This is a genomic window from Mesobacillus persicus (assembly GCF_900109925.1).
Classification (GTDB): Bacteria; Bacillota; Bacilli; order Bacillales; family Cytobacillaceae; genus Mesobacillus_B; species Mesobacillus_B persicus.
The window spans coordinates 107,127-120,678 of the sequence record NZ_FOBW01000007.1 but is presented as its reverse complement, the minus strand read 5'-3'; the positions used below and the strand labels follow the sequence as shown (position 1 = coordinate 120,678).

Annotated in this window: 13 protein-coding genes; 6 read left to right on the top strand and 7 right to left on the bottom strand. The window is 42.1% G+C overall.

Translation table 11 applies throughout. From position 1 onward, the window contains the following. The first annotated feature begins 221 nt into the window (after positions 1-221). The 6 genes from BMX30_RS11380 to BMX30_RS11350 all read left to right on the top strand — a co-directional run bounded on the left by BMX30_RS11380 (position 222) and on the right by BMX30_RS11350 (position 7,621). Positions 222-1,310, top strand: a complete 1,089-nt coding sequence (locus BMX30_RS11380; protein ID WP_090745293.1) for an ATP-binding protein — start codon at positions 222-224, stop codon at positions 1,308-1,310. Between the two features lie 124 nt (positions 1,311-1,434). Next, the gene (locus BMX30_RS11375) at positions 1,435-3,537 is read left to right on the top strand and encodes a DNA topoisomerase III (RefSeq protein ID WP_090745290.1); all 2,103 of its coding nucleotides are present in this window, start codon (positions 1,435-1,437) and stop codon (positions 3,535-3,537) included. A 224-nt stretch (positions 3,538-3,761) separates the two neighbouring features. Beyond that, positions 3,762-5,036, top strand: a complete 1,275-nt coding sequence (locus BMX30_RS11370; RefSeq protein WP_090745287.1) for an MDR family MFS transporter — start codon at positions 3,762-3,764, stop codon at positions 5,034-5,036. Between the two features lie 371 nt (positions 5,037-5,407). Continuing rightward, on the top strand, positions 5,408-6,640 hold the full coding sequence (locus BMX30_RS11360) for an aminopeptidase (RefSeq protein ID WP_090745281.1): 1,233 nt from the start codon (positions 5,408-5,410) through the stop codon (positions 6,638-6,640). 277 nt (positions 6,641-6,917) lie between these two features. Next, positions 6,918-7,190, top strand: coding sequence for an acylphosphatase (locus tag BMX30_RS11355; protein WP_090745277.1), 273 nt, complete (start codon positions 6,918-6,920; stop codon positions 7,188-7,190). A 167-nt stretch (positions 7,191-7,357) separates the two neighbouring features. Further along, positions 7,358-7,621 carry a hypothetical protein gene (locus BMX30_RS11350; protein WP_090745274.1) on the top strand — a complete coding sequence of 88 codons (264 nt, stop codon included), beginning with the start codon at positions 7,358-7,360 and terminating at the stop codon, positions 7,619-7,621. A 57-nt stretch (positions 7,622-7,678) separates the two neighbouring features. On the opposite strand, the gene BMX30_RS11345 is transcribed toward BMX30_RS11350, so the two are convergent. The 7 genes from BMX30_RS11345 to BMX30_RS11315 form a co-directional block, all read right to left on the bottom strand. Continuing rightward, positions 7,679-9,019 (bottom strand): oligosaccharide flippase family protein, encoded by a 1,341-nt coding sequence (locus BMX30_RS11345; protein ID WP_342028070.1) that lies wholly within the window; start codon positions 9,017-9,019, stop codon positions 7,679-7,681. A gap of 121 nt (positions 9,020-9,140) precedes the next feature. Then, positions 9,141-9,332, bottom strand: a complete 192-nt coding sequence (locus BMX30_RS11340; protein WP_090745268.1) for a hypothetical protein — start codon at positions 9,330-9,332, stop codon at positions 9,141-9,143. 185 nt (positions 9,333-9,517) lie between these two features. Then, positions 9,518-10,150, bottom strand: coding sequence for a response regulator transcription factor (locus tag BMX30_RS11335; RefSeq protein WP_090745263.1), 633 nt, complete (start codon positions 10,148-10,150; stop codon positions 9,518-9,520). Then, positions 10,143-11,249: a sensor histidine kinase gene (locus BMX30_RS11330; RefSeq protein ID WP_090745260.1), complete on the bottom strand. Its 1,107-nt coding sequence runs from the start codon at positions 11,247-11,249 to the stop codon at positions 10,143-10,145. The genes BMX30_RS11335 and BMX30_RS11330 overlap by 8 nt, the downstream gene beginning before the upstream one ends. Then, complete coding sequence (liaF, locus tag BMX30_RS11325) at positions 11,246-11,980, bottom strand: cell wall-active antibiotics response protein LiaF (protein WP_170843855.1); 735 nt, start codon at positions 11,978-11,980, stop codon at positions 11,246-11,248. The genes BMX30_RS11330 and liaF overlap by 4 nt, the downstream gene beginning before the upstream one ends. A 103-nt stretch (positions 11,981-12,083) precedes the next feature. Beyond that, on the bottom strand, positions 12,084-12,731 hold the full coding sequence (locus BMX30_RS11320) for a PspA/IM30 family protein (RefSeq protein WP_090745257.1): 648 nt from the start codon (positions 12,729-12,731) through the stop codon (positions 12,084-12,086). A gap of 329 nt (positions 12,732-13,060) precedes the next feature. Next, a complete protein-coding gene (locus tag BMX30_RS11315) occupies positions 13,061-13,408 on the bottom strand; it encodes a lmo0954 family membrane protein (protein ID WP_090745255.1) in 348 nt (115 codons plus the stop codon). Positions 13,409-13,552: the final 144 nt, after the last annotated feature.

The window sequence follows — 13,552 nt, the reverse complement described above, 5'->3', positions numbered from 1 at the left end:
AAAGACGTTTATTCATTTTATATTTGGGTAAAGAGAGTGTTGTGCATACCAATAATTACCTCATATGTAATAATTGACATCGACTCGATAGGAAACTACAATTCTTTTCTTTTTGACATAAAGTAACAAAAGGGAACATATAGTTAATTCAGGAGGAATGGTACGAATTTCCCCTAAATTTGCAGAATGGATCTTAACGATAGAAAGAAGAGGTGGTTACAATGCAAGAGGAAACATATAAAAATCTTGTGGAACACTCGCCAGATGCTGTCATTATTATTCGATCTGGTGTCATCTTGTATATAAATGATACCGGTGTCGAGCTATTAGGAGCTATGTCGAAGGATGATCTTTTGGGAAAAGGCATTTATGATTTTCTAAACTCAGCCTACTTTGAGTCGTTCCATAAGTATATAACTGAAATCAATAACGGTACTCTAAAAGGATTTACTAATCAAAAGTTGTATCGTTTAGACGGCACAGTCTTTGAAGCGGAGTTAAAGGGAATTCAGACCACCTTTGAAAGTAAACCGGCCATTCACTTAATCCTTAGGGATATTGAAAAAAGGAGAAAAACAGAAAAATTCCTGCTACAATCGGAAAAGTTATTAGTCGCAGGACAACTGGCCGCAGGAATCGCACATGAAGTAAGAAACCCATTAACGGCCATCAAAGGATTTCTTCAGCTAGTAGAAGATAACTTTAAAGAGAATAAAACCTATTTTGACATCATCTGCTCAGAAATTAATCGGATTGAAACGATTCTGTCGGAATTATTAACACTTGCTAAACCCAAGAATATGGAATTTAAAACGAACAATATTACACAAATGATTGACGAAATCATCACTCTCCTGGACACTGAAGCTCTGATGAATCAAGTGGAGATTAAGACAAGATTCGCACCAAATATCTCTGCTATTTTTTGCGACGAAAATCAATTAAAGCAAGTTTTTATTAATTTTATTAAAAATAGTATTGAAGCAATGCCAAATGGCGGAACAATCACAATTGATGTCAAACAGCAACACCCTGACCACATTCAGTTGCTATTCATTGATAATGGTTGTGGCATCCCCGAACATCTGTTGAAGCGGATTGAAGAACCATTTTTTACAACGAAAGAAAAAGGGACAGGACTGGGTTTAATGATTAGCAAACAAATCATTGAAAATCATAATGGTCAGATTCAGTATTCTAGTTGTGATAAAGGCACGATGGTTGAAGTTCGATTACCCGTGAATTGCTTTGAGACGATCCAACCTGCGCATCAAGAACATTTACCTCATTATAAATTAGCTCTTCATTAAAAGGATTTCACTTGTTGTGAAGTCCTTTTCTGTTATATGCGTCTCCCTTCTAAGGTAAGAGATTACAAAAAATTCTCCAGTTCCGCTATACTAGTGAAAGTATGATGTTTTGAAAGGAGCTCCTATGAAATCAATTGTTCTTGCAGAAAAACCGAGTGTGGCACGAGAATTAGCAAGAGTACTCGGCTGCAGCCAAAAACATAAAAGCTATATCGAAGGAAGTCAATACATCGTAACCTGGGCTCTCGGCCATTTAATCGAGTTAAAAATGCCCGAGCATTACGATTCAAAATACACCACTTGGCGGCTTGAAGACCTGCCTATCATTCCTGATAAAATGGGACTCAAGGTAATAAAACAGACAAGCGCCCAATATAAAGCAGTGGAAGGCTTACTGAAACGAAAAGATATCAAAGAAGTCATCATTGCAACGGATGCTGGACGCGAGGGGGAGCTTGTTGCTCGCTGGATTTTAGAAAGAGCTGGCTGGAGGAAAGCGACAAAAAGACTGTGGATTTCCTCCCAAACCGACCGCGCGATTAAAGATGGATTCAAACAGTTAAAGCCTGGACAACAGTTTGAAGCACTCTATGAATCGGCCGTATGTCGTGCAGAAGCAGACTGGCTAATTGGCCTGAATGTATCAAGGGCACTGACAACAAAATACAAAGACCCACTTTCTGCAGGACGAGTTCAGACACCAACACTGGCGATGATGATCAGTCGGGAAAAGGAAATTAACAGCTTTGTTCCGAAAGAATACTGGACCATCCAGGCCGCCGTCGGACCACTATCCGCTGAATGGGACCACAACGGAGAAAAAAGAATTTTTTCTACTGAAAAAGCGGATCAATTGAAGGATAAGCTCTCCGGTAAAAAGGCCATTCTGAAATCGGTTGACCGCAAAAAGAAAAGCGAGCCACAGCCCCTGCCGTATGACTTAACTGAACTGCAGCGGGATGCCAACAAACGCTTTGGTTTCTCTGCTAAAAAAACACTCAATGTTCTTCAAGGTTTGTATGAACAACATAAGCTTGTCACTTACCCAAGGACCGATTCACGCTATTTAACAACCGATATGGAAGCAACCATGGCCGACCGGCTCCAAGGAATTCTTTCGGGATACAAGGAAGAAGCACGTCCTGCCCTGAATCAAAAAGGAAAGGTAATGGCTCGCCGAGTGTTTAATAACGAGAAAGTAACGGACCACCATGCGATTATCCCAACAGAGGAACGTCTTAACCTCGGTGACCTCGAGGCTGACGAACGCAAGCTTTACGACCTGATTGTCCGTCGCTTCCTAGCTTTATTTTATCCTGCACATGAATCTGAAACAATCCACGCCCTGTTTGATGTTGATGGGGAAACCTTGACAGCACGGGAGACGAATATTCTTGAGCCTGGCTTTAAAAAGGTAACCGGCAAGGACGATGACTCTGGTGAGCGGAAGCAAAGCTTAGGTCAGCTAACTAAAGGCAAAACCTTTAATGTTGGCGAGGTAACACTAAGTAAAAAGCTGACGGAGCCACCACTTCGCTATTCGGAAGCGGATATTCTCGGTAAAATGGAGAAGTTTGGACTCGGTACACCTGCAACACGCGCTGATATCATCGAAAAGCTTTTATCGTCTGAAGCGGTCGAGCGCCAAAACAGTCGTCTTTACCCTACTAAAAAAGGAAAACAGCTGATTGATCTTGTTAATGACGAACTAACTTCTCCTGAGTTAACGGCCAAATGGGAGAAGGAACTAGAGGAGATTTCACGCGGTAAAGGGAACCCTAAAGCGTTTAAAGAGCGGATCCGTAAACAAACCGCCCAGCTAGTATCGGAAATTAAAGCAAGTGAAAAATCGTATCGTGCTCATAACCTAACAGGCTCAAAATGCCCTGAATGTGGCGAGTTCCTTAAGGAACGCAAAACGAAGGATGGCCGTGTTCTTGTTTGCTCGAGTCGAGAATGTAGCTATCGGAAACATAAGGATCCGAAGCTGTCCAACAAGCGTTGCCCTCAATGCCATAAAAAAATGGAAATGCACAACGGGAAGGCCGGGCTGTACTTCCAGTGCCGTCGTTGCAACATTGTTGAGAAAGCCGACGATGTAAAGAAGAATAAGAAGGTCTCAAAACATGAAGAACGCAAACTGAAGCAAAAATATAGTGCAGATAACTCAGATTTTGGTACTTCGCTCGGTGATTTACTGAAAGCGGCGATGAAAGATCAGGAATAAAGTGACGGAAAGCGGCCTTTGGGCCGCTTTTTTTATATTGGTTATGATTTTTGCCTGAGTTGACTGCTGTCGATTTTAGTTTACTTGCCGGAATTGGAGATTTACTTACCAAAATCCTTAAAAAGGAAATCCCCCCACCTAGAGTCTTGTAATTAAACTGACTTTGGTAGTATGATACTTGATGGAAAACTGCCTTCCATTGACTGGCAGAAAGGGGAAACATCATGAGAATTAGAGATTGGGATCGAAATCTGAAGGTGCGACTATTTGGGGAAGCATTGATGAATATCACCTTTTGGATGTTCTTTCCGTTTTTAACGATATATTTTGCCGAAAGTTTTGGAAAAGCGCTCGCTGGGTTCTTACTTATCTTCTCGCAAGTATTTTCCGTGTTAGCTAGTTTAATGGGTGGGTATTTCGCTGACCGATTTGGCAGGAAACGTATGATGGTTGTGGCCGCGCTTGGTCAAGGGGTTTCCTACATTGTGTTTGCAGCGGCCGTTTCACCTTGGTTCACCTCCCCCATCCTTGGCTTTATCGCCTTTTCCATTGTTGGGATTTTCAGTTCATTCTATCATCCAGCAAGTCAAGCGATGATTGCCGATCTTGTCGATGAAAAGGAACGAAGCAATGTTTTTGCAGTATTCTATACATCTATTAATATCGCCGTTGTAATCGGCCCCATCCTAGGAGCCATTTTTTATGTCAATTATCGATTCCAGCTACTGCTTGCAGTCGCCATTATTTGTATTTTACTAGCGGTATTACTAGCAAAAGTGGCCCGTGAAACATTACCTGCACGGACTGAGAGTAATCAGCCAAAGGATAAATGGTATTCGTTTGTAAGGAGTCAAATCGCTGATTATACTGTCATTATTCGGGATAAAGTTTTCCTATTATACATCATTGCAGGGATTCTAGTTTCTCAGACGTTTATGCAATTAGACCTTCTTTTACCCGTTTATATAAAAGATCATGTTCATAATCAGACATTATTTAGCTTCCGTGACTGGTCATTTACCGTACAAGGCGAGCAGGCCTTCGGTTTGATTCTCTCGGAAAATGGGCTACTCGTCGCCTTGTTTACTGTAGTCGTGACAAGATGGATGACAAAGTTCCGCGAACGAAATGTATTTGTGCTCGCTTCTATTATCTACGCGGTATCGATGATCCTCTTTAGCAGGACAGAGTTGATTTGGGGGCTAATGATTGGGATGGCTGTCTTCACTCTAGCTGAACTAATGACCGCTGGCCTGGCTCAAAGCTTTATCTCTAAACTCGCCCCTGAAAATATGCGAGGACAATATTTCGCTGCGGCAGGCCTCCGTTATACAGTTGGGCGGACCATTGCGCCAATCTCAATCCCATTAACTGTCTGGGTCGGGTATCAGTGGACCTTTATCATCCTTGCTGCCCTAGCCTTGCTAAGTGCCCTGCTGTACAACATCATGTTCTCGATTTATGAAAAACAGACAATCATGCAAAAGAGCGTCTCCTGAGGGGGATGCTTTTTTGTGCGGGAATTTAAGTTTCCTGTTAGGTGGAAACTGGGCACGATTGGACACAAAAAAGTCACCATTTTTTCAATAACTTCCGAGAATCGATGCATAACTCGCTAAAATCAATCAATAAGTTTCGATAATCAATCGATATACTCCAAGAATCGATGCATATAGTTTTAAGTAGGCGGTTAAACCATAATAATTTACCGTTACAATAGCCAATAATAGCTGATCCCCCCTCAAGGCAACCGGCATTTGCTTCAATTTTTTTAAAAGTAGCGTAAACCATCCCTATAAAACCACTTCAGTATCTTTTTCAAACAAGAATGGGTAAAATGAAAGAGAAGATTCAGAAAAGGAGAATGAAAATGAGCGATTTCCAAACTAATCTTGAAAAATATGCAGACTTAGCGGTTAAAGTCGGCGTAAACGTTCAAACGGGTCAAACTCTTGTGGTGAATGCAACGATCGATGCAGCCCCCCTTGTACGCCTTATAACAAAAAGAGCCTATGAAGTATGCGCTAAAAATGTCGTTGTCAACTGGGGTGACGATGTTGTAAACAGAACAAAATTTGAGTTGGCACCTGATGAGCTTTTCAAGGAATTTCCTGAATGGCGCGCGAAAGAAGTGACAGAGCTAGCTGAGCAAGGTGCAGCGTTCATGTCGATTGTCTCTTCAAGCCCTGATCTATTAAAAGGAATCAATCCAGAACGAATTGCCAACAACCAAAAGGCCGCTGGTAAAGCATTAACTACATACCGTCAATACATGATGTCTGACAAAGTGAGCTGGACAGTCATCTCTGCTCCATCTGAAGGTTGGGCGAAAATGGTCTTCCCTAATGAATCAGCTGAGAGAGCTGTTGAGAAGCTTTGGGATGCGATTTTCGCTGCAATTCGTGTGGATACAGAAAACCCTGTTGAGGCATGGAAGCAGCATGACGCCAATCTTCATGAAAAAGTAGATTACCTAAACGGCAAGCGTTATAAAAAGCTTCACTACACGGCACCAGGAACCGACCTTACCATTGAGCTTCCTGAAAAGCACCTTTGGGTTGGAGCTGGAAGCGTTAATGAGCAAGGGCATGAATTCATGGCTAATATGCCGACAGAAGAAGTGTTCACTGTACCGTTGAAAACAGGGGTAAACGGATTTGTTTCTAGCACAAAGCCGCTAAGCTATGGCGGTAACATCATTGACCGTTTCCAAATCACCTTCGAAAACGGCCGGATTACCGAGGTGCAAGCTGAGGAAGGCGAAGAAATTTTAAAACAGTTAGTGGCTACAGATGAGGGCTCTCATTACCTTGGGGAAGTTGCACTTGTTCCATTTAACTCACCGATTTCTCAATCAAATATCCTGTTCTTCAACACGTTATTTGACGAGAATGCTTCGAACCATTTAGCGATCGGTAGTGCCTATGCATTCTGCCTCGAGGGCGGAAAGAAAATGTCCAAAGAAGAGCAAGCAGAACATGGTCTTAATGATAGCTTAACTCACGTTGACTTTATGATTGGATCAGCGGAAATGGATATTGATGGTATCAAGGAAGACGGTACCTCTGAACCTGTTTTCCGTAATGGCGACTGGGCATTTTAAGCATCTGATAAACCAATCTGTTTCGAATTACTGAGCAACGGCTTAAAACCGTTGCTCCTTTTCTATTGGCTGTTTTAGGAAAGACTGTTGTTAAAATCATAAAGCTGATTTTACTACTATCTACACTAGTTAAATCCTATTTGCGGTATCCACATAGATTGAGAAAAGAGCCTTTCAATTTCAACTATACTCTGCCTACCGTTGTTGCTATAATAAAGGTGCATAGGTAATTTTACTTAGTCAAGTTTTTTATATAAAAAAATCTGGGGGCGGAGTCTTGTTACAATTAAAAATCGTTGTCTCAGGAAAAGTTCAAGGAGTAGGCTATCGCTACTTTACTCAAATGAAGGCGCTTCAATTTGGAATTACTGGCTGGGTGAGAAACCGAGAGGATGGCACAGTCGAAATGTTGACCACTGGGACAAAAGAAACTTTGGACCTATTCATCGAAGAAATACGTAGAGGGAACCCCTTCTCGACAGTGGACCAGATTGACATCAATGAAACAGAAGCCGAGGAGAACTACAAATCGTTTGCGATTAAATATTAAGTGAGGGCAGAGGTAATTGTGAACCTCTGTTTTTTTATGTTTAAATTGCCCCCCTCCTCTACTCACCCGTCTCAAATCCATCCACCTCCAAATGTTTTAGCACAAAAAAATAGGGGAAACATACTTATAGGAGCTGCTATAAGCAATACCAAAAGGAGGACTCACATATGCAAATAAACCCACTAAAATCTTTTCTAGTTATCGGAGCAGGTGCAGCTGCAGTATGGATGGCCTCAAATCCAAAGGAAAATACTACGAAAATAATGGACTTCACATCAGGTATAAAGAATCGATTATTCTCTTCAAACGAACATGAAATCGTTCCCGTTAAAAAGGCCGGCCTCCCAGATCCCTACGATGAAAACATCAATGAAATGGTCAGCGAAGGCTCCACATATGGAGTTGACTATTACAATAAAAACATACAATAGAATTACCCAACTAAAAAAAGCTTGCGATTCCTCATGAATCGCAAGCTTTTTTTACAATCACTTAAAAACCTTCCGCTCAGCGGACCTGGTTGGAAAAACAACCCCAATTCTTTTCAATACGGTCAGGAGGTGCATGAGAGTCATAAGAACCGTCCCCGTATTCATCCCAATAATCACTCCAGACATCTGCCATTCTGGTCGGGAGCCTAAAATATAAATGATGGTAAAAGAAACAATCGTAGCCCATATCGTATGATAAAAGGCATCCTTTACTAAGCCGAGCCCAAGTAGGTAAGCCTGCATTGGAATCACAAAGAAATGGAGCAAAAAGTACGGCCAAAGAATCTGTAAAAAGTAGGCTGCATTATTCGAGTGGAAAAATAAGTTTGTTAATGGTTCCGCAAAAAAGTAGAACACAGCTACTGCTGGTACACCATATAAAAGCGTCAACAGCATAACGTGCTGCAAGAGTCTTTGTAATTTTACGAGCTCACCGCCAGCATATTGTTTCGCAACCGTAGGGATAAGTACAATCATGAACGAGTGAGCGATAAAGGCTGGAAAGAAACCAATCGTCATCGCCACGCCTGCTAGCATCCCGAACTGCTCATTGGCCGCTTCTGGTGGTACACCAGCGTGGATAATCGCCGTTTTGATCAAAAAAGGCTGAGCTGCATGGGTCAATGAATGAAAAATCCTTAAAGCCGTTGTCGGACCCGAAATCGCGAGCAGGCTTTTCCTTATTTCCGTCTTATTCACATCTTCCCCTGGCACACGCTTTAAATTCTGGTAGTTTAATAAAAACAGATGAAACAAATACACAAACACGACTAGTTCACTTGCCGCTAGGGTAACAAATGCTATGAGTAGTGCGGTTGGTCGCTCAAATTCAAAAAACTGATAGACTGCCGCTAATAACAACAACATGATCAGTCTCCGCAACAAATTGGCAACGGCAATTTTCCCCATATGCTGCTTCCCCATAAAATAGCCTCTGGCGATGGAGGTAAAGGACATCATCGGAATCATCGACAGGACAATCCACTTTAAAGCCGGATGATTATCTTGGAAAATAGAAATATTCGGCATGATGAGAGCAGCTAGTACGAGTAAGGCTGCCGTTAAAATTATCGTGAGATGTAGTACATCCCTTAACAGTTTTTGATGATATTTCGATTCTTTCTCTGCTACCAGTTTTGAAAGGGAAACCGGTAGCTCAAAGCTTGCTAGCATCATGATGAGGAAAACTAGCGGTAAGATGGTCATATACTGCCCCATGCCACCCTCGCCAAGCTCCCTTGCCAAGATCATATTAATCAGAAATTCTGCACATTCTCCTACAAAAGCGGCCAACACCAAAACGATTGTCCCTTTTAAAAATAACTTCACGGATGTCACCTCTGTTTCCTTCTACTCCATACATATGAGACAAGTCCGCGAATTATTTTATGAATGTTTGAATCGTTTAATTAATCAAACGTTTGATTGATTAGTGTGGGTGAAGGACCATCATAAACACTTACTTGTTTGAGACAGGTGCAAACATACCCGGACTATCTCGATAGGAATCCCTATTCCCTGCAACAAAAGTTACTCCTAGACACAGTTTAGTCACCATTTTTTCAATAACTTCAGATAATCGATCTATAACTTTCAATAATCGATGCATATTCTCCAATAAACAATCAATAACTCTCCAGAATCGATGCATAACTAATCTCCCAGGCAGATTAAACATACGTTGGTGTAATCTATCTAGTGGATTTAGGCCTTTTTTCCATTAAAAATCTTTAATACTAACATAGAATGCTTTAAAAAATATCCAATCCCAGTTATTTTAACCCACAAAAAAACCGAGTCCATTTAAACTGGCTCGATTCTTAGGCTTAGCAACTACTATTTTACTAAAGAATGCTTAAAAGCATAGATGACCGCTTGGGTCCGGTCTTGAACTTGTAGTTTACTGAGGATGTTGCTCACATGAGTTTTCACCGTTTTTAGTGCAATAAAAAGCTCATCTGCGATTTCTTGATTACTCTTTCCTTCGGTCATTAATAACAGAACTTCCATTTCCCGTTCGGTCAATTCTTCATGTGGGAGGACAGATTGTTTCTGGCGCATTTTCATCATCATTTTACCAGTGACTTCCGGTTCAAGGACTGGCTGGCCCGAGTATGTAGCCCTGACAGCATTGGCAATATCGCTCGCTTTTGAGGTTTTTAACATATAGCTTGTTGCTCCAGCCTCTAACGCCGGATAGACCTTTTCATCATCTAAAAAACTCGTGACAACGATGATTCTCGCTTCAGGCCATTGCTCAATAATCCTCGCTGTTGCCTCAATCCCGTCCATTTCCTTCATCACAAGGTCCATTAGAACAATGTCAGGCCTTAGTTCAAGGACGAGATCCACTCCGGTCCGGCCATTGTCTGCTTCGCCAATCACCTCAATATCGGGCTGTGCCGACAAGTAGGATGCCACCCCAATACGAACCATCTCGTGATCATCAATAAAAACGACTTTAATCATGCTCATTCCCCCTCCCACTCGTTAAAATTGGAACCTTTACCTCAAGCTTTGTTCCTTTGTTTTTCACACTAACCATTTTCAGGGTGCCACCGACTTCGCCCGCGCGTTCATGCATATTCTGCAAACCATAGGCGCCCGCTTTCGAATCTTCCACATCGAAGCCAACTCCATCATCAGACACCCTCATAATCACCAGTTCATCCCTTTTAATCAGCAGGACTTCTAGTTTAGAGGCTTTCGAGTGACGGAGGGTGTTCGAGACAGATTCCTGAAGTATCCGAAATAAATGATCCTCGACTCCCTTGTCGACTTGAAACGTCTCAACCTTCCAATGAATATCCATCGTGACTTTTTGTGATAATTCAACAAGCAGTTCTTCAATTCCTTCCTGCAAGGATTTCCCTTTTAGAGCAACAGGGCGAAGATGAAGAAGCAGTGCCCTCATCTCAAGCTGTGACTGGTGAATCATCTCCTCCACCATTTTTAACTGCTTGGCTTCCCGTTCAGCGGCCAGCTTATTTTGCTGTGGTTGCACTTCATCTTCGGCAACCGGTTGTTGACTGGCCATTGTTGCTGCCTTTGTCTCGTTCACCGCCGACATCATCATCGACGCGGCAAACAGCTGCTGGCTCACAGAATCATGAAGTTCCCTGGCAAGCCTGTTTCGCTCCTGTGAAATCATTTCCTGGATTTTTGTCTCTTGCTCTTCTGCCTTTTCAGTCGCTAATCGCTGAGCTAGTTTTGCTTTCTCAGCCATCTGCTTCTGGACTCTTTGCAGTCGCTCAGAAATTCCGCTAATTTCGGGTGAAGCACCCGATTCAGATTCCGTGAGACGACCTTCCTCCAGCTGAAAAAGCCAATTCTCAACTGTTTGCAACTGTTTCCGCCAGTAAATGCCCAGAATCAATCCAAAGCATAACCCAAGACTAAGGCTAACTGTCGCGGTCAAGAGAATAAACGGAATATCCAACAGCTCGCGTTCCCAGAATTCCGACCAGTGACCAAGAGGATGAATATAAAAATAAGAGCCAGTCAAAAAGAGAAACAGGAAAAAGCTAAAGCCAATTCCCCATAACATTTGACGCTGAATGGCGCTCATATTCTTTTCACCTCGATGTCCCCAATCATACTCGACGTGAATATCTTCACCTTTTGCACTGCCTGGTCATAGTCCGGAGTTTTGACAGCTAGCATCTGGTTAAAACTCCGCTCCCTCTGGAAGTCCAACACATTTGCCGAGCCCACAAACGAAGAATGGCGAAGATTCACTTCGGTATCGTATGGAACATAAATTTTCATGTTGCCGACAATATTACGGATAAAAATAACCGTCTCCCCTTTTGGGAGGACCGTATAACTTAGATCAATGACGGTATCCCCAACTCCGGTCACAATATTCACATCGTCCCACTCATAAACATGCTGCGGTGTTTTTTGGTGGCCAAACACGGTATTTTTAAAAAGGGAGGATTGCTCAATGATTGTTGTTTCTGATTGAGGCGAGCTCGGTTCTTCAAGCATTGGCCTGATAACCTCAGGCTTCTTCTTGGACTGCGCAAACTGGATAATAAGAAAAAGCAAGGCCGCAAGAAGTAATAACCTAAACGTCATCATTCCAAAGACGCTACTAGCAAAGGTAAACAAGCCAATCCAAAATAACATTTTCCCTAACACTCTACTATAGAGCTTTCGCCCAAAATAAATCATCGCTCCCGACACAAAGAGGGAAAAGATTAAGCCCTGATTAAAAAACGTGATTTCAACTAATAACAGCAACGCACCAATGAGAAGCATCCAACTGAATGAATCGTTTTGCATTTTATTTAACAAAATCTTTTCCTCCTTTCTAGCGGGCTATCTATGATTATTTTCTATATTCCACGAAGAGGCACAGACTTCCGACTGTACCTCTTTTAAGAATACCATGATTAGATTAGGAAATAGAATGAGATTCTTGCTTTTTCATTTCTTTTTCAAGTTCAGCAATTCTACCATCAATCGTATTTCGATAATAGGAGCTGTTCACTTGCTGCTCGACACGGTCTAGATAAGACTCAATTTCGCTAAATCGAGAATATGACTTATCGGAATAAGTGGTATTTTCGATTACCTGATCCATTTGGTGATGAGCACGAGTGACATTTTCTCTGCCCATAAGCTCTAAGCGGCGAATGTGCATATCCTTTAGCTTGTGTTTCATATCTTCGTATTTATGCTCTAGTTCATCCTGTTGTTTGACCGCATTGGCAAGAGCATCTTTCAGACGAGAGGCTCTTTCGGCAAAATGGCTTTGCTCTTGAGCTGCGAACTGATAAAGCTCTGCTTCGCCTGCCTTTTGAGCAACTTCTGCTTGACGACCGCGCTTTTCGGCCATTTCTGTAGCTTGATGAAACTCACGAGTGAATTGATCTTTTAGCTGGTGTTGACGTTCAAGAAGTTTCCGCACCTTCTCTGTTTCTAATTCGCATTCGCGAAGATATTGATTGAGCATCGCAATTGGATTTTTCTGTTCTTTTTTATCAAGTGTTTCATAAAGGTCCGCCATCACAGTGTTTTTAATACGAGTAAATAAGTTAGTCATGAGTTATCTCTCCTTTAATTTTGAATTCTATTAATAAATCTGTTGATTTCCACTCCAGGCGCTTGCTTTCCGCGGGGCGGGCGCTGAGCCTCCTCGTCGCTGCGCTCCTGCAGGGTCTCACCTGTCCCGCTGCTCCCGCAGGACACTGAATGGCTTCCTCGAATACGCCCACGCACGAGAAAATGCGTATTTTCATTTTCGAGGAGTCAAGCGCCTTCCGCTCCAATCAACAGGTGGCAACTTCAACAATGTCTTTTAACGAAAAATGAACGCTCCTTTTGAAAGGGCTAATACTTGGTCTACATGAGGCTTTATCTGTTTAACAGCTGTTAAAATTTCTTAAGTTCTGACCACTGTTTTTCAAAGTTGACGAATGGATCGTCATTTTTATAGCTAGTAGTCGATTCTCCCTCGTTCCACTTTTTATAAACAAGGTAAAGCACATAAGCTGCAAAAATTGCTAAAATTGCTGGTACATTTGAAGCGGCTGCCATAAGGATAAATAATCCGAGCGTTCCCCAAGCAATCTTTTTAAAAGTAGAATCTGTTTTTAAAAACTGTTTCAGGATAAAGTAGAGGACAAGCAAGCTGATGGCTAGACCGAATAATGGTCCAAGGTTTGAAATCAAGATCAGCGCCGCAATCCCCCCTGCAAGTAGTAAACCGAATTTTTTCATTTTCAATTCCTCCTTTCTTGATATCATCTTACCTCGAATCGAATCCCGTCATAACGAGCCTCAGCTTGATTTTCAACTAGGACCTGAGGCTGATAGCAAGTAGGACTGTATTGGTTTGACGGGGTTTTAGGAGGGGATGGTTGC